At 28.9% G+C, this 20,684-nt stretch carries 15 protein-coding genes; 3 read left to right on the plus strand and 12 right to left on the minus strand.

The features are described 5' to 3' along the window. Positions 1-85: 85 nt before the first annotated feature. The gene (locus tag KGF42_RS00580; RefSeq protein WP_227820741.1) at positions 86-664 is read right to left on the minus strand and encodes a sugar O-acetyltransferase; all 579 of its coding nucleotides are present in this window, start codon (positions 662-664) and stop codon (positions 86-88) included. Positions 665-888: 224 nt separating this feature from the next. Between KGF42_RS00580 and KGF42_RS00585 the strand changes: the two genes are divergently transcribed. Then, positions 889-1,815: a LysR family transcriptional regulator gene (locus KGF42_RS00585; protein ID WP_227825511.1), complete on the plus strand. Its 927-nt coding sequence runs from the start codon at positions 889-891 to the stop codon at positions 1,813-1,815. 96 nt (positions 1,816-1,911) lie between these two features. Here the strand turns inward: KGF42_RS00585 and KGF42_RS00590 are convergent, their stop codons facing one another. Beyond that, on the minus strand, positions 1,912-3,054 hold the full coding sequence (locus tag KGF42_RS00590; RefSeq protein WP_227820743.1) for a tetratricopeptide repeat protein: 1,143 nt from the start codon (positions 3,052-3,054) through the stop codon (positions 1,912-1,914). 17 nt (positions 3,055-3,071) lie between these two features. Beyond that, positions 3,072-4,826 carry a B12-binding domain-containing radical SAM protein gene (locus KGF42_RS00595; protein ID WP_227825512.1) on the minus strand — a complete coding sequence of 585 codons (1,755 nt, stop codon included), beginning with the start codon at positions 4,824-4,826 and terminating at the stop codon, positions 3,072-3,074. A 134-nt stretch (positions 4,827-4,960) separates the two neighbouring features. Between KGF42_RS00595 and KGF42_RS00600 the strand changes: the two genes are divergently transcribed. Beyond that, a complete protein-coding gene (locus tag KGF42_RS00600) occupies positions 4,961-5,167 on the plus strand; it encodes a hypothetical protein (protein ID WP_054272659.1) in 207 nt (68 codons plus the stop codon). Positions 5,168-5,171: 4 nt separating this feature from the next. Here the strand turns inward: KGF42_RS00600 and KGF42_RS00605 are convergent, their stop codons facing one another. From KGF42_RS00605 to KGF42_RS00620, 4 genes are all read right to left on the minus strand, one after another. Then, positions 5,172-6,095 carry a hypothetical protein gene (locus KGF42_RS00605; RefSeq protein ID WP_227820745.1) on the minus strand — a complete coding sequence of 308 codons (924 nt, stop codon included), beginning with the start codon at positions 6,093-6,095 and terminating at the stop codon, positions 5,172-5,174. A 253-nt stretch (positions 6,096-6,348) separates the two neighbouring features. After that, positions 6,349-8,049 (minus strand): arginine--tRNA ligase, encoded by a 1,701-nt coding sequence (gene argS / locus KGF42_RS00610; protein ID WP_227825513.1) that lies wholly within the window; start codon positions 8,047-8,049, stop codon positions 6,349-6,351. A 323-nt stretch (positions 8,050-8,372) separates the two neighbouring features. Next, positions 8,373-8,786 carry a DUF523 domain-containing protein gene (locus KGF42_RS00615; RefSeq protein WP_227820747.1) on the minus strand — a complete coding sequence of 138 codons (414 nt, stop codon included), beginning with the start codon at positions 8,784-8,786 and terminating at the stop codon, positions 8,373-8,375. Positions 8,787-8,807: 21 nt separating this feature from the next. Beyond that, positions 8,808-11,186 carry an endonuclease MutS2 gene (locus tag KGF42_RS00620; RefSeq protein WP_227820748.1) on the minus strand — a complete coding sequence of 793 codons (2,379 nt, stop codon included), beginning with the start codon at positions 11,184-11,186 and terminating at the stop codon, positions 8,808-8,810. 318 nt (positions 11,187-11,504) lie between these two features. Here KGF42_RS00620 and KGF42_RS00625 point away from each other — a divergent pair, with 318 nt between their 5' ends. Next, positions 11,505-12,956, plus strand: coding sequence for an aminoacyl-histidine dipeptidase (locus KGF42_RS00625; RefSeq protein WP_227825514.1), 1,452 nt, complete (start codon positions 11,505-11,507; stop codon positions 12,954-12,956). 178 nt (positions 12,957-13,134) lie between these two features. On the opposite strand, the gene KGF42_RS00630 is transcribed toward KGF42_RS00625, so the two are convergent. From KGF42_RS00630 to KGF42_RS00650, 5 genes are all read right to left on the minus strand, one after another. Then, a complete protein-coding gene (locus KGF42_RS00630; protein WP_255650905.1) occupies positions 13,135-15,642 on the minus strand; it encodes a diguanylate cyclase domain-containing protein in 2,508 nt (835 codons plus the stop codon). Positions 15,643-15,864: 222 nt separating this feature from the next. Continuing rightward, entirely contained in the window at positions 15,865-16,686 is an 822-nt protein-coding gene (locus KGF42_RS00635) for a nitroreductase family protein (RefSeq protein WP_227820751.1), read from the minus strand. 162 nt (positions 16,687-16,848) lie between these two features. Then, positions 16,849-17,301 (minus strand): 8-oxo-dGTP diphosphatase, encoded by a 453-nt coding sequence (locus KGF42_RS00640; protein ID WP_285891570.1) that lies wholly within the window; start codon positions 17,299-17,301, stop codon positions 16,849-16,851. Positions 17,302-17,358: 57 nt separating this feature from the next. Then, positions 17,359-17,937, minus strand: coding sequence for an HD domain-containing protein (locus KGF42_RS00645; RefSeq protein WP_003418276.1), 579 nt, complete (start codon positions 17,935-17,937; stop codon positions 17,359-17,361). 103 nt (positions 17,938-18,040) lie between these two features. Continuing rightward, the gene (locus tag KGF42_RS00650) at positions 18,041-20,623 is read right to left on the minus strand and encodes a U32 family peptidase (RefSeq protein ID WP_227825516.1); all 2,583 of its coding nucleotides are present in this window, start codon (positions 20,621-20,623) and stop codon (positions 18,041-18,043) included. Positions 20,624-20,684 lie beyond the last annotated feature (61 nt).

Here is a 20,684-nt window from a genome sequence, read left to right on the forward strand (position 1 = left end):
AAATAATACCATATTTAATATACCTTTTCTCAATTTATTTTTTATGTGATAAAGAATTTATATAACTAAAAGATAGTTTAATATTTTATTCTGGGATTTCATCAATAACTCTTAAAATCTTTGCAGGGACACCACCTACAATTGTGTTTTCTGAAACATTTTTGGTTACAACTGCTCCAGCAGCAATAATTGCATTATCCCCAATAGTAACTCCTGGAACAACAGTTACATTAGCACCAATCCATACATTTTTTCCTATTATGATTGGAGAAGGATAGGTTGTACTACGTTTTTCTGGCATAATACCATGATTAAGTGTAGCCAATACCACATTATGCCCAATTTGTGTGTTATCTCCAATCTCAATACCACCTTGGTCTTGAAAATGGCAACTGCTATTTATAAAAACATTTTTTCCTATAGTGATATTTTTTCCACAATCTGTATAAAATGGTGGAAACATAAAAAATGATTCATCTACTTTCTTTCCAATTAACTCAGAAAACAAACTACGGATTTCTTCTGGCTCATGATAAGAAGAATTTAACTTACTTGTGATTTTCATTGCTTCATTACTCAACTTAACCATAAATTCATGTATTTCTGATTCACTAGAAACAGGTTTTCCTTGATTGACATGTGTTAAAAATTCATTGATATTCATTTTATACATCCTTTCAATATACGCTTTAATTTATTTGTACATTTTAAACAATATTTTTAATAAAAATTAATTTAATTCATTTTATAAGCAATATCATTGCTTCTTTTAGTGTAATATACTACTCTCTATATATCAAATACCTATATTAAATACTTAAATATACTTAAAAAGCATAAAAATTGATATAATTATATAGTAAATAGACTAGTAAAGGAGGGCTGACTATGGAGCTAAGAGTATTAAGATATTTTTTGGCAATTGCAAGAGAAGAAAGTATATCTGGTGCAGCGACATTTTTGCATATAACACAACCAACGCTTTCTAGACAGATTATAGAACTTGAAGAAGAGTTGGGAGTCAAATTATTAGTTAGAGGAAATAGAAAAATTACTTTAACAAATGAAGGTAGACTTTTACATAAAAGAGCAGAGGAAATTATATCATTAGTTGATAAAGTAGAGTTAGAATTCGACAATCCAAATGAGATTGTTAGTGGTGATATATATATAGGAGGTGGTGAGACTGAAGCTATGCGACTTATTGCTAGAACTGCACATCATTTTCATCAAAAATACCCCAATGTAAGATACCATCTTTTTAGTGGAAATGCTGATGATGTAACTGAAAAATTAGACAAGGGGCTTCTTGATTTTGGTATTTTAATTGAACCTGCAAATATACAGAAATATGATTATGCACAAATTCCTGCTACTGATGTGTGGGGTTTACTAATGCGTAAAGATAGTATCCTCGCCTCACAAAACACGATAAATCCAAAAGATTTATGTAGTATACCACTTATTATTTCAAGGCAGACACTAGTTGATAAGGCAATTTCTAAATGGCTTGAATACAGTACTGAAAAGCTAAATATTGTTGCAACATACAATTTAGTTTATAATGCTTCTCTTTTGGTGGAAGAGGGGCTGGGCTATGCTTTGTGTTTAGATAGACTCGTTAATACTACAGAAAACAGTAATCTTTGTTTTAGACCTCTATCTCCTTCTTTAGAAGCTAAGTTAAATATTATATGGAAAAAACATCAAATATTCTCAAAAGCAGCAGAAAAATTTTTACTTCAAATACAAAAAGATTTTTCTTCTATCATGTTGGATACATCTAAGTTGGATACACCTGAAAAAAATAAATAATAAGAATAAAAAGTGTGGGTGTCTCAAAAAGAGGCTTATCTCTATTTTGAGCCAGCCTCACTTAACCAATAAATGAAATACAATTTAACAGTATACTTACTTATTTATTCCAAGCTCTCTTAAACAAGCAATCGTAATTTCATCTTGTGGATTCAATTCATAAGCTCTTTCTATATAGTAAGTTGCGTCATCAATATCACCATTATTTAAATAAGCCATTCCTAAATTACAAAGTATTTCTGGGTCTTCCTTTATCTTAGCCGCTTGTTCAAAATACTCTATTGCTTTATCTAGATTATTCTTATAAGCTTCACAAAGCCCCAATTCCACTATAGAATCTACTTGATTAGGCTTTATTATCAATATCTTCTCAAGATACATCTTAGCCTGTTCTATTTCACCCATACCCTTATATCCAAGTGCTATCATGAACAACAAGTTCCACCAATCCATATGTTCTTCTTCTAATGGCAGTAATTTCTCTAATCCTTCTTTAAACTTACCTTGGAATACAAGTGTATATCCTTCTTCATATTGAACTTTAAAGTCCATCTTGCCTAAATTATCTTGTATCTCAGCCACCAAATCAGCATCTAGCCCTAGTCTTAATGCCTCTTCCCAAGTCAACTTAGTCTTTAGATATTGACCTTGATTATAATAATGGTAACCTAAGTGATAATAACCTAATGCAAAATTCTCATCAACATCAATTATTTTTTCAAGCTTATCCATTGCTTCAAGTAAGAATGCATTCATTGCCTTATCATCCATATCTTTTTGATACTGCTTTGCTATCTCTTGACAAACAATCGCATAATTATACATTGCATCTAAATCCTCTGGATACATTGTTATAAATGATTTTATATATATTAAAGAATCTGTATGTTCACCAATTTCAAAGTATTTTCTCGACATATACCCCATGTATGCTTTCAAATCTAAATCAATATCTTTAGCTAAAGCATTTAAAAACTTCTCATACTCTGCATTGTTTTTAAATTTACTATCTATCCCAATTATATATATCATTGCATCTGCTATAGACATTGAATTTAACTTATCTTGAGCAGTTTTTTCTTTTATTCCTTTTACCAGTACCTCATTTTTTATAGGTACATCTAATCCACCTTTTGGTACTTCATAGCTCTTTAATTTAAACTCTCCACCATGTTTTATCGTTATAAAGGCTAATTCATCTGCTTTTTTTAGCAAATATTTTTCTATTTTAAAATCCATTTTATCCTCCTAAATACTTAAATCTTTACTTTATGAGTTTTAGATTTCTCAAATATTTTTTTATCATCATACTCAAATAATACTACATTTTCTTCTTCTCTTATTTCTGTCTTTATATCATTTTTTAAATCCACAACATTAAATTTAAATGGCTCAAAATGAACATATTTTATTATATGTTTAGCCGGTTTATCAACAAAATTAGGTAAATATGTTGATAAGTTATCATTATCCTGTAAAAATACATGGCATCTATTCTTAAAATCATCCACATCTAGTTTATTAAAAAACTGTGGAATATTTGATGTTTTGCCCAGTGATATATAGTCATACTTTAATATATCATTGAATACATCATTATCAATATTTATTTCTTCATTATAAAAATCCATCAATATTTTATATAATTGATTCTTCCCTTGTGCCAAATCAAAATAACCATTTTCATCAAAATACTTGGCAAAAATCTCAAAGAATTTAAAAGGGCTTTGCTTATAAAATCTGCCTATAATATATCTCATAGACAGCACAAAATTTTTAGAATTATAGTATCTCTCAAGTATATCTTCTATATCCTTTAACTTCAGTGTTTCTTCATAACTTATATAATTATTGTATAAAAATTCATATGGAGCATAATCTTTATATTTAAAACCATGCTCATCTGCAACTTTTCTCATACCTGTACCTTTAATCATCTTTAAAAAGCCTAATTGTAAGTGCTCTATACCTAGATTAAATACATCATTAAAAGAATTCTCAAAGCTCTTATAATCTTCATAAGGTAGTCCTGCGATTAAATCTAAGTGCTGATGTATATTTCTATAAGATGCCACAGTCTGTACAACATGAGACAACTTTTTAAAATCATCCCTTCTTCCTACTGCATCAAGTGTTTTTTCATTTGTTGACTGCACACCTATTTCAAATTGAAAAAGACCTTCTTTACAATCAGCTAAAAATCCAAGCATCTTATCATCTATCAAATACGCTGTAACTTCAAAATGATAAGTTGTATAGCCATTATCGTTTTTCATAAGAAAATCCATAATTTCTATAGCCACTTTTCTATTTGCATTAAATGTCCTATCAATAAATTTTATCTGTGATACTCTTGCATCTATTAAAGCCTTTAAATCCCTTTTTATCCTATCTAAACTAAAATATCTTAGTCCTGGAATAGTAGATGATAAACAGTACTGACAGTTAAAAGGACAACCTCTTGATGATTCATAGTATACTATTCTATTTTCATATTCTTTTGGATTCAAATTTTCATAAGGGCTAGGAATCTCGTCCAGATTTTGAAGTAATTCCATAGGCTTATTTACTATTATCTCACTACCTTGTCTATATACAAGTCCATTTACATCATTTATTTCCATCTTTCCTTGCAAATGGAGTACTAAGTCTCTAAAAATTAATTCTCCTTCTCCATAAAGTATATAATCCACAAAATCATACTTTTTCATTGCATCATAACTATCATAACTCACTTCTGGTCCGCCCAAAGCTATTTTAGTATTAGGTCTAATTTTTTTTAGATTATCACAAAGCTTAACTATATCTCCCACATTCCAGATATATGTTGAGAATAATATTATATCATATTCGTTTTTATATATATCCTTCAAGATATAGTCCAAATCGTTGTTTATAGTATATTCTTTCATATCAACTTCTATCAAATCTCTTACAAATTCTTTTAGATATCTTATAGCTAAATTTGTATGAATAAACTTAGAATTCAACGTTGTTAATAAAATTTTCAAATATTTCTCACCTCTTTTTAATATTATACTGTCTTTTTGTACCCCTTATAGGTTAAAATAGTATATGTAAAGTTTAAATAATATCTATATAATTAATTTATTAATTTCAAGTAATATGAGAAAGGAAGTTTTTTATGGAATTAATTGAAAAAGTATCTATCAACTCTTTGTCAAAAAGAGATTTACTACTTATTATAAAGTCTCTTGAATACACTAATGAAAATACTCAAATTAGTGATTTTATCGAACTTAGAAATAATATAGTAAAAGAATTATGTTTTTTAACTGACACTAAAGAAAAAGATTTTTTAGATTATCTAGAAAAAAATAGTACGCTCTAATAACCTAAACCTTTTTAAACTTTAATATATAAATACCTGATTTAGAATTTATTTTTATGCTTAGTATATTATCATTAAAGGTTTTTGATACAATTGTTATTTGATTAAATATAGGGTCTATTGTAGTATTACCCTCTTCAAGTCTTATAAGGCTTCTTGGGTCTATTTCTTTATTATACGCTTTAACTCCAATTTTATATTTTCTCAATTTAACAATATATTCCGACATAGAAAAAATAAAATCTATATTATCTTCATTTAATTCACTATCTTCACCCAAAATGGATAATATAGATTTTTTTATGCTAGAAGCTCCTTCATTTTCTACAGTTCTATCTTCAATATATACATCATATAGGACATTTAAAACATTTAATAGAATACTTTCTTCATCATAATCTTCAAACTTCAAATCAATATATTTATCAATTAATTGTATTGCTTTAATCCTTGCCATCTGAAACTTTACAATATCCGATTTGTCTAATTCTATAGAAAATCCTATTATCTTGTCTTTAATACTCTGTAGTAATTCGACATATTCTATTTTAATATTATTTATAAGATTGTGAATAACAGAATTATACACTACAGAACCTAATAAATAATCAAATAAAAATTCTTCTTTTTTAAAATAACTCACATATTTTTTTATTAATTTAATAACTTCATCTTCACTTTTTTGAATATTAGTATTCGATAAAATTAGTGGTAATAAAATATTTAAAAAGTTGATATTTCCTATTTTTTCTCCATAAAATCTATAGTAAATAAGTTCATCTCTCAGTCTCTTTTCGTCTATATATACACATCTTTGCGTTTTATCATCTATTAAGGATTTTGTATTTATTATAATTAAATCTTTAAGAGCCCTACTTGCACTAATAAAAGAAGATATATAGACTTTTTTTAGTAATTCGTCATTCATAAATATATCCTTTCTGAAAAATTGAATCTAAATATCTTGTTATTAAAAAAAAAGAGACAGCCCGTTTAAGAAGCTGTCATATATAGGGGGATAGTAGTGTACAAAAATCATTGTAATCTACTATCTATATATTATTATACGATACTACTTTTTTATATGTAAAGTATCAGTTTTCGACATCCCTATATTTTACAGTTATACAAATTGCGTACTAAGTTCTATTTTATTCTTTTTATTTCAACATTTTACTGTATTACATTCTTTCTGGAGCGTGCATTCCCAACAGTTTCAGAGAATTTTCTAAAGTTTGTTTTGTGGCTAGAACTAATGCAAGTCTTGCTTTTCTAACTTTCAAATTTTCTACTAAAATTGGATTTTCATGATAAAATTTATTAAACGCTTGAGCTAAATCTAACATAAATCTAGTTACTATATGTGGTTCATTTTTCTTTAGAGCAAGTAAAATATTCTTATTGAATGATTCTATAACTCTAAGAACTTCTGCACTATCTTCATCAGATAATAGACTATAATCTATATCAGAAGTCACTTCTACTTCTGCCTTTCTTAAAACTGCACAACATCTAGCATGTGTATATTGAACATATGGTCCAGTCTCTCCATCAAAACTCAATGTTCTTTCCCATGAGAATGTATAATCTTTAATTCTACTATTAGATAATTCTTGGAAAACTACAGCTCCAACACCTACTTGCTTAGATATTTCATCTACATTTTTAGCATTTGGATTTTTAGCTAGTATAATATCTTTAGTCTTATCTATAGCTTGATTCAAAGCATCTTCTAAAAATACGACTCTTCCTTTTCTAGTTGACATAGTGCCTTCTTCAAGGGCTACCATACCAAATCCAACATGAATTAAATCTTTTGCCCAATCATATCCCATAAGCTCAATTACCTTAAACCATTGTTGGAAATGCAAGTTTTGTTGAGAACCAACTACATATATACACTTGTCAAAATTATAAGTTTCTTTTCTATATATTGCAGCAGCTAAATCTCTTGTCATATATAATGTTGAACCATCATTCTTAGTAATTAGTGCTGGTGGCATTTTATACTCTTCTAAATCAACAATTCTGGCTCCTTTAGACTCTTTTAAAAGATTTTTCTCTTCTAATAGTTCAATAACCCTGTTCATTTTATCAGAATAGAAACTCTCACCTGCTAAAGAATCAAATTCTATATCTAAAAGTTTATACACTCTGTTAAACTCTTTTAAACTCTCATCTCTAAACCATTGCCATAATTCCTTTGCTTCTTCATCACCATTTTCTAATTTAGTAAACCATGCTCTTGCTTCATCTTCCATTTCGGGATGTTGTTCAGCTTCATCATGGAATCTTACATATAATTTTAGTAATTCTGGAATTGGATTAGCTTCTACTACTTCTTTTTCTCCCCACTTTTTAAAGGCCACTATTAACTTACCAAATTGAGTTCCATAGTCACCTAAATGATTTATTCTTATAGTCTTGTATCCTTGTGAATCATATATCTTATATAAAGCATTGCCTATAACTGTAGTTCTTATATGCCCTATATGGAAAGGTTTTGCTATATTTGGAGAAGAATACTCAACTATTACAGTTTTATCTTTTCCAAAATCACTATGTCCGTAATTTTCTTTTTCATGTAAAACTTTTTTGATTACAGTTTCTGCTAATTGAGATTTATTTACAAAGAAATTCACATATCCGCCTAGTTGTATTACTTTTGTTATCTCTCCACTTGGTTCTATACTTTCTGCTAATTCACTTGCTATCATGTTTGGAGCTTTTCTAAACACTTTAGCTAATTTAAAACATGGAAAAGCATAGTCACCCATGTCCTTATTTGGTGGAACTTCTATAAGTGCCTCTATCTCTTCTTTCGATAAATCTTCTATTTTTTCTTTAAGGCAATTTGATATTGCTACCTTGAAATCTTGCATCCTGTTGCTCCTCTCTACATTGTTCCTGGTTTATATTGTGCTTATCTCTTTATGTTAAATCAAATTTCGTGTTTTTTCAAGTATTTCATTACAGGGCAAAACACTTTAGTAGTTATGTTTTCTGTATATATTAAAAATACTATAATTGCAGTTTTTAATCACACTATTATTGATTTTTTAAAAGCTTTTTTCTCTATTTTATCATTTCTTATACTACCAAGTTGACTTTATATACCTTTTTTTACTTTTTTATCAGTTTTTTATGCATCAGTATTAACTTCTTTTACTCTTTTATCAATTTTTTATACATCCGTATTAATTTTCTATAAGTCTTTTTCACTCTTAACTCTTATTCCTTCTTCTTCTAATAACCTTGCTGTTACACCTTTACCTGGTATTTTTTTACCTGAAAAACTACCATCATATATTAGATTACATCCACAAGAGGGGCTACCCTCTTTTAGTATTGCTTCGCTACATACATATAATCTTGCTATTTTTAGAGTTTCCTTAGCCCCTCTCACAAAGTTTTCTGTCACATCATTATTATCTTTAGTAATTACTTTTCCATCAACTATCTCAGCAGGTGGTCTTGGTGTAGATAGACCACCTAACTGCTCTGGGCATACAAGTGTAAATTCTTTGCCTTTTAAATATTCCTTAACTTTTTCATTTTCATTATTATCGCCACTATATTTACAATTTATTCCTATTAAACATGCAGATACCAATATCATAAAAATGTGCTCCTATACAAATTATTTTAGTTTAACAATTGTTACTCCTGCTCCACCTTCTCCATATTGACCACCTCTTTGTGATTTTACATGTCTATTTCTTCTTAAAATGTCTTGTAGCCCTGCTTTTAATACTCCTGTACCTATCCCATGTATTACTGTTACAGACTCTAAACCTGCCACATACGCATCATCAAGATACTTTTCGACTTCCATTATAGCTTCTTCTAAGTTTAATCCTCTAAGGTCAACCTCATTTTTTACATTACCAGATTTTGCCCTTATAATATTTCTAGTTGATTTAGTTACATTTGTTGAAACATCTTTGTGTGTTTTTTGTAAAGACTTAAAAGGTAGATTCATCTTCATTATACCAATTTGTACTACTGCTTCTTTTCTCTTTTTATCTACTGAAACTACACTACCATTTTGGTTTAAAGTTATTACCTTGACTTCTTCACCTGGCTTTAAGTCTTTTATCTCCTTATTTGAGACTTTTGGAACTATCATGCTTTTTACTGTTGGTTGAAGACTTCCCATAGAGCTAGTCAATTCTCTTCTAAGTTCTTCTATTTTACGGTTCTTTTCTTTTGAAGCTCTTTCTTGCTCAAGACTTCTAAGTTCCTTTATTATAAGGTCTACTTCTTCTTTAGCTTGTCTTATAATTGAAAATGCTTCTGACTTAGCTTTTTCAATCATCTTATCTCTTTGGCTGACCAATTTTTCAAGTTTTTCATCATACTCTACTTTTAGTCTTTCAATCTCTTCTTTTAATCTTTCAGCTTCTTCTCTATCTTCTACTGCTTTGATTCTATTTTTTTCAACATTCTGTAACACATCTTCTAAAGCTATGTTCTCTGTATTTATATATTCTTTAGCACGTGAAATTACATAGTCACTTAGTCCGAGTTTTCTAGAAATCTCAAACGCATTTGATTTTCCAGGAACACCTATAAGTAGTTTATATGTTGGGCTTAAAGTTTCTATATCAAACTCAACTGCTGCATTTTCTACACCTGATTTAGTAAGAGCATAGTTTTTAAGCTCACTATAGTGAGTGGTTGCTATACATTTAGCTCCTACAGAATTTATATCTTCTAATACTGCTATTGCAAGGGCAGCTCCTTCAACAGGGTCTGTTCCTGCTCCTAATTCGTCAAATATAACTAAAGAGTCAACTGTTACGTTTTGTAGTATTGATACTATATTCGTCATATGAGATGAAAATGTTGATAGACTCTGTTCAATACTTTGTTCATCTCCTATATCAGCAAATACATTATCGTATACACACATACTACTTCCGTAATCAGCAGGTATATGAAGTCCACTTTGTGTCATAAGTGCAAATAGACCTACAGTCTTTATTGTAACTGTCTTACCACCTGTATTTGGACCAGTTATTACCAATGTATGGAAATCTCTTCCTAAATAAATCGTATTTGCTACTACTTTCTTCTTATCCAACAATGGATGCCTTCCATTTTTTATGTTTAAATATTTATCCTCATTTAAAGTTGGTTCTATTCCTCTCATTTGTATAGAAAGTTTTCCCTTTGAAAATGCAAAATCCAATCTTCCGAGTATCTCTTGATTTGAAATTAAGTCTTCACTTACTTCTCCAACCATAGCAGAAAGCTCTGATAAAATTCTTTCTATCTCTTCTTGTTCTCCTAGTTTCAACTGTCTCAATTCATTGTTCATTTCTACTATAGTCATTGGTTCTATAAAAAGTGTAGCACCAGAAGATGACTGGTCATGCACTATACCAGCTACTTGTGACCTATATTCAGATTTTACAGGTACTACAAATCTATCACCTCTTAAAGATATTATGGCATCTTGTAAGTATTTTTGATAAGTAGTTGAACTTATTATTGAATTTAGTTTTGACCTAATGGATTGATTTTTTTGAGCTATTCTTCTTCTGATATCTCTAAGTGTACTTGAAGCGTTGTCAGATATTTCTACTTCACTAATTATCGCATTGTATATCTGGTCTTCTATGTCTTTATATACATATAGAGAATTTGATAGAGATTGTATTATTGGATAATTGAAATCTTCTTCATCACTGCTAGATAGACTATTTTTTAATCTTCTAGCTACTCTTAAAGTATCTGCTATCATAATTAAACTTCCTGGGTCAAGAGATGCACCTACATAAGCTCTCCTTACCTTATCTTCTATATCATGAATACCTTCCAAACCTACTGAACCTCTTTTTATAATAATTGATTGAGCTTCACTAGTTTCTTCTAGCATAGATTTTACTTCTACAAAATCAGTATTTGGGACTAAATTTTCTATATATTTTAGACCTAAAGAAGATGAGGCTTTCTTCTTTAACAAATCTATTATTTTATTGTATTCTAGAACTCTTAACGATTTCTCATTCATTTTATATATTCACCATCCTCGATATTTTAACTTTTTTATTTAATTTTAAAAATGTATGTTTTCAAGCATTTCCAATAAAAACTGCAAGTTTTATTTCTTTTTCATTTCTAAAATTATTATATTTTTTCTCTTTTAGATATATTTTACACATATTTTGTATTATACTATGTATGTAGCTATCTATATATTATACATAAACATGGTTTATTTGTAATATAATCTGTTAAAAAATCTTCTTTAATATTTTTAAAGAAGTTTATTTTGGCTTATTTTAAAAAATAGCTACTTATATAGATAAATTAAGGAGGAACATAAGTCATGGGAAACGTATTGGAAGGATTAAAACCAGAAAATGTTTTTAAAAACTTTGAGAAAATATCTCAAATTCCTAGAGGTTCTGGAAATGAAAAAGGCATAAGTGATTTTTTACTTAGCTTTGGTAAAAATTTAGGTCTTGAAACTATTCAAGATGAAAGCTTAAACATAATAATAAGAAAGCCTGCTACAAAAGGATATGAAAATTGTCCAGGTGTAGTTCTTCAAGGACATATGGATATGGTTTGTGAAAAAGAAAAGGATGTTGAACATGATTTTCTTAAAGACCCTATAAAATTAAGAATTGATGGTGACATGATATATGCTACTGGAACTACTCTAGGAGCTGATAATGGTATAGCTGTTGCTATGGGTATGGCTATATTAGAAGACAACACTTTAGAGCATCCAGCACTAGAAGTTTTAGTTACTGTTAATGAAGAAGATGGTATGAATGGTGCAGATGCACTAGACCCTAGCTTAATTAAAGGTCAATATATTCTAAATATGGACTCCGAGGAGGAAGGATACTTATTAGTTAGCTGTGCTGGTGGTAAAACTTGTGTTGTTAGTTTACCTGTTGAATACAAAAAAGTTGAAGGTGACAAGCAAGGATTATTAGTTGAAGTTAGTGGACTATTAGGTGGACACTCTGGTATGGAGATTGTCTTACAAAGAGCTAATGCTAATAAAGCAATAGCTAGAGTATTAAGTGTTTTAGATGTTGATTATGAATTAGCTTCTGTTGATGGTGGTACTAAGCACAATGCTATACCTCGTGAAGCTAAGTGTGTAATAGCTGTTAATAAGGCTGATGTTGAATCTGCTAAAAAACAAATAAATGATATTTTAACTGCATTTAAACATGAGTTCACTACTTCTGACTCTGGTATGACTTATTCAGTAGCTGAAACTTCTGTAGATAAAGTTCTTACTAAAGATTGTAAAGAAAAAGTTGTTCAAATGTCTTGCTTAACTCCTCATGGAGTTCAATCTGTGAGCCTTGATATAAAAGGATTAGTTGAAAGTTCTACTAACTTCGCTATAATTGAAACTAAAGAATCTACTATCGAATTCTTAACTTCTGTTAGAAGTTCTGTTATGTCTATTAGAGATGAAATCGCTGATAGAATAAAACTTTTAGCTCAAGCTTTAGGTGCTAATTATAACCTTATAGCTCAATACCCAGCTTGGGAATTCAAAAAAGGTTCAAAATTAGAAAAAATATGTAGTGAAACTTATGAAAAATTAACTGGTAAAGTTCCTACTGTTATGGCTCTACATGCTGGTCTTGAGTGTGGATTATTACTTGATAAACTTCCTCATGCTGAAGCTATCTCTATAGGACCAGATATGTTTGATGTTCATACTCCAAATGAACATGTTAGTATCCCTTCTGTAGCTAATGTTTGGGATTATGTTATTGAAATATTAAAATCTATGAACCAATATTAAATTTAAGATTTGATTCTAAATAGACTTTAGTTCTAAGTAAATTAATATAAAATTAACCATGTAAATTAATACTAGTGTTAGTGTCACCATTTAATCTTAGTGTTAATTTATAGAAATAAAGCCTAATGATAAGTGATAGCACGTATCATTAGGCTTTATTGTGATTTTAAATTAATTCTTATACTATTTTAAATCTATTTCTTCCTTCTCTCTTAGAATCGTAAAGAGCATTATCTGCTATTTCATATAGTTCATCATATTCCTGACCACATTTTGTTATAACTACTCCCATACTAATTGATAAACTTTCCCCGTTTGGCAATTTAATAAGCTGAATCTGATTGTATACATTATTACATTTATTAATAAGTTCTTCCTTATTTATTATATCCTTGACATAAACGCTAAACTCATCTCCACCTAAACGACCTACTATATCATCTTTTGCAAAACTTTCATCAAGTATCTTTGCAACATTAACTAGTACTTTATCTCCAAACAAGTGCCCATAATTATCATTAATAGACTTAAAATAATCAATATCTATAATTAATAAAGCTCCATTTTTATCAGTTGATAAATCTAATAAATTTTTTGCTGTTAATTTTCTAATGTAAGCTGCATTATAAATATTTGTTAGACTATCCTTTTGAACCTTATCCAATAACATATTCTTTTCCTCTTTTTCAGAATCAATATTGCATATTTTCCCAATTACATAAACTGGTATATTTCTGTCATTATAAATTATTTTTGAAGTAATTCTAATCCAGTGAAAAGTATCATCGGAAAGAAGAGTATATATTTCAGTTGTTCCATTTTCTTGTGATTTAATTACATCAAAAAACTTTTTATTGTATTCTCTTCTTATTTCTTTTTTAGCATCTGTTATATTATCATTTTCACTATTATTATTTTTATTTACACCATAATAGGTATCAATTCCTTTTCCTTGCATAGAAATTATCAATTTATCTTTTTTATAATCATACTCAAAAAAGTATTCACTTGCCATTTCATATACTTGAGTATGTTTTTTAAGTTCTAAAGATATTTTCTCATTCATACTTGTACGAGTATGTAAACTAAATGCCATAAATCCAATAACACAAATTAATAAACTTGATACAATAAAAACAGTCTCAATTGGATTTTGTTGCATAATATAAAGCAGTGAAAAATCTTGTCTATAGGTAGTATTTTGATAAATAATTGATTGCATTTTTTCTGATGAAATACTTATAATAGCTTTATTAAATATGTTCAATAATTCTTGTTTATTTGGTTTAGTTACCCCAAAACAAATACGCTGTGCTTCATAAGTCTGTGGAACTAGACGTACGTCTTTATACTTAGGTTGATTCATATAATACTGCATAGAATAACCTTCACCATAAGTATAATCTACATATCCTTTATTGACAGCTTCTATACACTCTTCTAAAGTATCATACCATACAATATCCCCTTTAAAATGACTCTCATAAGCAATATCTTTAGTTAGAGCTAGACGTTTCCCATCTAAACTATTCTCATTTAATTTATTGTTAATCATCATAGCATATTGAGTGGAAATAAATGGCCGAGACATAATTATATTGTGTTTCCGGGAATATTCATAATCATAAATCATTCCTGCTACAATATCAATTTCATGATTTTTAGTCATTTTTTCCAAATTTGCTTGTGACTTCACAGGCACAAGTTCAAATTCCAATCCTGTTTTGTCAGATATATGATTTAATAAATCAATTGATATACCTTTTAATTCACTTGTATCTTTATATATATTCTGAAATGGTGGTTTATTTAAAGGCACCCCCACCCTTAATTTTTCTGTATCTTTAATGAATTTAGTTTCTTCATCAGACAAAAACATCTTATTATTTTCTGGTGTAAAGTACTTTTCATATAAAGTAGTTGAAAAATATGGGTCCGTCTGTTCAATATTACTAATTGCTGAATTTAGTCTTTGAGTTAGGTCTGTATTACCTTTAGGTGTAATAAAATAAAATGGTTTTGGAGAAAATTTAGCCACAGTACGCACACCTTCGATTGGATTCATACTCACATTAAGAAGTGCATCTGCTTTACCATTCTTTAGTGCTTCTATTTGTTCTTCTTCTGTCTTACAATATACCAACTCGGGTGAAATTAAATTCATCTTACAATATTCATTCAACTCTTCAAGTCTTGTACTAGAATTTTCCATTATAGCAATTCTAATTTTTTTCATGGTTTGTGAACTAATACTATCAATAGCTGTATTTTCATATAATACTTGTAGTACTGTATTTACTACTCCATAACTATTACCTGCATAATTATACATTTTTTCCAATGGTTCATTGTATAACATGCCTCCCATTATATCAATTTCACCATCTTCTAACATCTTCATTAATTTTGTAATAGATTCATTTATTTCTCCAGGAACTTGAACAAATTCATAATTCCATCCAGTATATTGTGCAATTTCTAATAAATATTCATATGTATATCCAGAATAGTTACCTTGTTCATCCATTTCAGTTAGACCTTTTTGAACAGGATAAGCAACCCGAATAGTACGATTATCATTACCTATAGCATTAATACTAAAAGAAAATATGTAAGAAGTGAATATAGATGTAATTACAATAGTTAATAAAAGTAATTTTTTTAAATTCACTACACAAACCTCCATATAGTTAAGATTTACAGTATAAATTACTGCATAAACTTGTAGATATGAAAAAATAGATTAGTATATAAAAGGATATATAAATTTAATCAAAAATTTAAATATCCTTAACATATACAATATACCTAAATTATAACTCATTTATCTATTTATTACAACAAATTTACCCTGCTAAATACTTACTCCATATTCCATAATTTTACAAATTTTAGTGAAGTTTAATCTCTATATTATCTCGAATTTAGCAGTGTTTCTATTTACTGTTCTTTTATATTTCACATCTGGATAACCTAATATAAATGAAGTTATAACTGCTTCATTCTCACTCATTCCCAATAGTTCTTTTATCTTTGGCTCTACATTTGATGCCATAACAAAAAATCCATTATAGCACATTCCCAATCCTTGAGAATAGGCCATAAGTTCCATATTAGATGCAGCCAATCCTCCATCTACATACGCACTTTTACCTAGAGACATGTCACCTACAACTACCATAAGTAGTGGGGCATCATAAAATAAAGAATCATTTCCTTTCTCTTTATATCTTTTGTACATTTTCTTAAATGTATTTTTATACATAGAGCTCACAGGGTCACTATCATCAGTGTCTAATGCTAAGTTATAAAGACCTTCTATTGCTAGTTCTTTTACTTCTTTTAGTTTTTCTTTTACTAATATGTATCTTATAGGCTGTCTATTTCCACCTGTTGGTGTGTATCTACCAGCTTCCACTATATTTTTTAGTTTTTCTTCTTCTACCTCTACGTCTTTATATTGTCTTATACTTCTTCTAAACTTAATGAAATTCAATAACTTTTCAGCTTCTAATTCAAATTTTTCACGATTGTATTCTATTACCTCACTTTTATCAAATCCCTGCATTTCTATTGCATCTGTTGGACAGATTGCCATACAGTGACCACAGTTAATACAGAGAATATTTTTTACCTTTGCTTTATCATCCTTAACTTTTATTGCATTTACAAGGCAGTCTGATTCACACATACCACATCCTACACATTTTTCTAAATTTATGTCTATCATTCCAAATTATTCCTCCATTTATAAAAATTTTACTTTAGTATAAAACAAATGGTTTATCTTAATATTATATCAATCAATTTAATTTGCTATAAACTTAAATTACATTCTTAGGTGGTATCTTTAGACTATATTTTTGAAATGTATCATTAAGTTGTATCTTAATTAATCTAAGAAGTTTACACTATAATCTTTTAGTTTCCCATTATCATATACTATCTTTGCACTAAAAACATTTCCAGTCTTAGCCCAATTTAAAAATAACCTATCGCCTTCCCACATATTTAAATCAAATATTTTATCATTATCAACCCAAATTAAATTTCCTTCTTTACAATCATTTAAATCTTTTTCAGATAATTCTCCTTCAAATTCATCTGAAAAATACAAAAACATATACCAATCTTCTTCATCTTTAAATTTTGGGAAAGTTATCAATCCTTTATACGACAATGATTTAAGAGTAAGACCAGTCTCTTCTTTAACTTCTCTGATTACACATTCCTCTGGAGTCTCTCCTTGTTCAAACTTTCCTCCAATCCCCACATACTTACCTTCATGTACATCATCTTTCTTTTTATTCCTGTACAACATCAAAGTCTTATCATCTTTTTCCATATAACAAATAGTTGTAAGTTTCATATATCTCGCCTTGCTTTCTCTTTATATTTTCATTTAATTATTTTCAGCACTTTCAAGTACATCACTTATATTTTTCATTGCATTAAGAGAAAGCTCTGCAAATTCATCAAATGGAATTCCTATATCTTCTATACTTCTCATTGCATCTCTGTTTACATTTGAAGCAAATCTTGTTTCCTTCATTCTTTTAATTACAGACTTTGTCTTTACACTAGTAAGTTTTTTATCTGGATAAACTAAAGCTATGGCAGTTATAAACCCAGTTATAGGGTCTGCTGCATATATAGCTTTTTCCATTAGACTAGTTCTTGTAACTCCCATTCCATCATGATGACCAAGTATTGCTCTGTACATTTCTTCATCACCAAAGTTTTCTTTTTTAAGCAGTTCTACTGTTGTTGTAGCATGTCCTTCACAGATTTCTCCTGGCTTTCTTCCAACTATATCTGAATCCAAATCGTGTAAAAGACCTGCAACTGCCCACTCTTCTTCTTTTTCTGGTTCTAATCTTTTGGCTAAATCTCTCATAACTGCTTCAACAGCATAACAATGTTTTCTCATTCTATCAGTTTCTAAATACTTAAATAAAATTTCTAAAGCTTCTTCTCTCATTTTCACTAATCCCCCTGTTTTTTCATAGATATGATATTTTTATATATCAATACACATAAATTCAAGTTTTTTTATATATTTATGTATATTTTTCATGTTATATCTATTCTACACCTTTGTAGTAGTGTCCTGCAACTGTTCCAATTTCATCCAATTGATTATATAAATCAGTAGATTTTTTCCCAAGTTTATAATCATTACTCAAAACTTCAATATGAGCTTCAATAACCTTTTTAACCATCTCACTATCTTCCACTGTAAAATCTATTCTAAATACATCTATTCCAACTTCATCTAACTCATATAGATTGTCCAACATACAAGTAACCTTTGAATTGTAAATTGTACTTCTACAGAACATATCTTGTGTTATCCTATAATTTGCATCTGTAAAATCTCTCAAAGCATAACTACTTTCCTTACATTTAGCAACTCTCTTATCCTTTTTACAATCTCTAACAACAACTCCCATAGGACAGTATTCTGTAATCATCATAGGAGTATATCCATATATTACTGCTTCAATTTCTACATCTGTATATTTTAAAGTTTGTTTAATTTCATTTAGATTTAATTCTTGCGACAAGCAAACTGTGCTTGCTCCCTCATCTTTAAAATGGTTTATACTTTCACTATTAAATACATTTAAATAACAATCTATATTTAAATCTTTTTCTTTAAAATATTCCATAGAACCCCAATTACCAATTTGAACCTTATCAATTACTTTTATATTATCTAATATCTCAAATTGTTTATACTCTTTATTTCTGACAATCCTTGGTGCTGAATATATTAATTTCTTGTCAGTGACTGCTGTATTAGAACGCTTCAAATTCAAAGTATCTATGTTATTTGAATTTGACAGAATATCTATTTTATTTGGATTTGAACTCATTGATTCTTTAGAAATACTTAAAGACAAAGAAGTATCTAAATCCATGGAAATACTTGAATCTATAGAAATACTTGAGACCATTTGTAAAGCTTTTGATAGTGTATTTATATCTTCATAATAGATTAAATCCACATCATATTTTAATACTGCCTCTAATTGCTCCAAGTTCTTGACTTTAACTCTAATTTTAGGAATTTTATTAAGTTTTTTCTGTTTATTTATTCTAGCTGGTTGGTATTTTAATCTGTTCTTTTTAAACTTTCTATCTTTTATCTTTATTCTTTCTTCATCTAAAAGCTCAATACAATCTCTTCTCATTTGATTTAACACACTTATAGGCATACTTACACCTTCATCCAAATCAATTTCTATCTCTTTTAATTTATAAGGTGTGTTTCCAAGCTTTTGAATTTGTGTTTCTATTTTTTCTTTACTTAAAGCTACTTTTATAGCTTTTTCAACTATCTTTTCTCCCTCTACAACCGATTTATTTCCACAAAAATCACTTATAGAAAGCACTGGTTTTTTACCTAGTTTAATACTCACTTTTGCACTTATATTAGTTTTTATGAACTCTTTATCTTGCTGGAATGTAGCTTGTACTCTATCCATTAATTCGCTATCAGAAGTCTTATATATAAGCTGATTTCTCTTTGCTTCTCCAACAAAATCTAATTCTATCAAGTCCCCTTTATGTGCTATTGTAGTTATCTCTCCATTTTTTATTATCCTTCCAATAGTACCTCCACCTAGGTTGATTCCATCACCTTTTTTAAGCGTATTTTCTAGTATCACCCTAAGTCTTTTGTTTTTTCTATTATAATCTAAAACTTTTCCAATATATAGCCCTTGATTATTAGGTCTATTAGAGTTCATTATATCCTTGCCAACTTCACCTAATATATATCCTTTTGTAAACTTTCTGTTAAATATAGTATACAAATTATTTATTATTTCCTCAGAAATACTTATTTTTTTCTTATCTATAAATTCATTAATCGCTTCTCTATATCCTGAAACCACAGTAGCTACATATTCTGGCTTTTTCATTCTTCCTTCAATTTTTAGAGATAATACACCTGCTTCAATTATTTTATCTAAATCTTCTATAGTGCTTAAATCTCTAGGACTCAATAAATAATCTCCATCACTTTTTACTACTTCCCCTGTATTTATATCTATCAACTCATACTTTTGTCTACATGGTTGTGCACATCTGCCCCTGTTTCCAGACCTATTTCCTATCATACTACTCATAAGGCATTGACCTGAGTAGCACACACATAAGGCCCCATGTACAAAAACTTCTATATCTACAGTTGTATTTTCACAAATCCATTTTATCTCATCAACATTTAATTCCCTTGCTAAAACAACTCTATCAAATCCCACACTTTGAAGATACTTCACATCTTCTAATGAATGTGCTACCATTTGAGTACTTGCATGTAATTCAAAATCAGGTAATAGTTTTTTTATAAGCTTTGCCATTCCTATATCTTGTACTATTAAAGCATCAATATCTATATCATATAAAAATTTTACATACTCTACAAAATCCTCTATCTCATACTGTTTTATCAATGTATTCACAGTAACAAAGACTTGCACTCCCCTTATATGAGAGTATTTAACAGCGTCAATCAACTCATTTCTCTCAAAATTATTTGCAGATGCTCTTGCACTAAAGTCTTTACCACCTAAATACACAGCATTTGCTCCATTTTGTACTGCTGCTTTTAATGAATCAAAAGAGCCAACTGGTGCAAGTAATTCTATTTTTTTCATATTTTTCTCCTCTATTTATACTTGTTAGGTTAATATAATTATATCTATAATTCAAATATTT

This window comes from Clostridioides sp. ZZV15-6383 (assembly GCF_020657735.1).
Taxonomy (GTDB): domain Bacteria; phylum Bacillota; class Clostridia; order Peptostreptococcales; family Peptostreptococcaceae; genus Clostridioides; species Clostridioides difficile_D.

Bases quoted from the DNA above. Each gene is read 5' to 3' on its own strand.
- KGF42_RS00580 (WP_227820741.1), bottom strand. From the start codon at position 664: ATGAATATCAATGAATTTTTAACACATGTCAATCAAGGAAAACCTGTT.
- KGF42_RS00585 (WP_227825511.1), top strand. From the start codon at position 889: ATGGAGCTAAGAGTATTAAGATATTTTTTGGCAATTGCAAGAGAAGAA.
- KGF42_RS00590 (WP_227820743.1), bottom strand. From the start codon at position 3,054: ATGGATTTTAAAATAGAAAAATATTTGCTAAAAAAAGCAGATGAATTA.
- KGF42_RS00600 (WP_054272659.1), top strand. From the start codon at position 4,961: ATGGAATTAATTGAAAAAGTATCTATCAACTCTTTGTCAAAAAGAGAT.
- KGF42_RS00605 (WP_227820745.1), bottom strand. From the start codon at position 6,095: ATGAATGACGAATTACTAAAAAAAGTCTATATATCTTCTTTTATTAGT.
- argS (WP_227825513.1), bottom strand. From the start codon at position 8,049: ATGCAAGATTTCAAGGTAGCAATATCAAATTGCCTTAAAGAAAAAATA.
- KGF42_RS00615 (WP_227820747.1), bottom strand. From the start codon at position 8,786: ATGATATTGGTATCTGCATGTTTAATAGGAATAAATTGTAAATATAGT.
- KGF42_RS00620 (WP_227820748.1), bottom strand. From the start codon at position 11,186: ATGAATGAGAAATCGTTAAGAGTTCTAGAATACAATAAAATAATAGAT.
- KGF42_RS00625 (WP_227825514.1), top strand. From the start codon at position 11,505: ATGGGAAACGTATTGGAAGGATTAAAACCAGAAAATGTTTTTAAAAAC.
- KGF42_RS00630 (WP_255650905.1), bottom strand. From the start codon at position 15,642: ATGGAGGTTTGTGTAGTGAATTTAAAAAAATTACTTTTATTAACTATT.
- KGF42_RS00635 (WP_227820751.1), bottom strand. From the start codon at position 16,686: ATGATAGACATAAATTTAGAAAAATGTGTAGGATGTGGTATGTGTGAA.
- KGF42_RS00640 (WP_285891570.1), bottom strand. From the start codon at position 17,301: ATGGAAAAAGATGATAAGACTTTGATGTTGTACAGGAATAAAAAGAAA.
- KGF42_RS00645 (WP_003418276.1), bottom strand. From the start codon at position 17,937: ATGAGAGAAGAAGCTTTAGAAATTTTATTTAAGTATTTAGAAACTGAT.
- KGF42_RS00650 (WP_227825516.1), bottom strand. From the start codon at position 20,623: ATGAAAAAAATAGAATTACTTGCACCAGTTGGCTCTTTTGATTCATTA.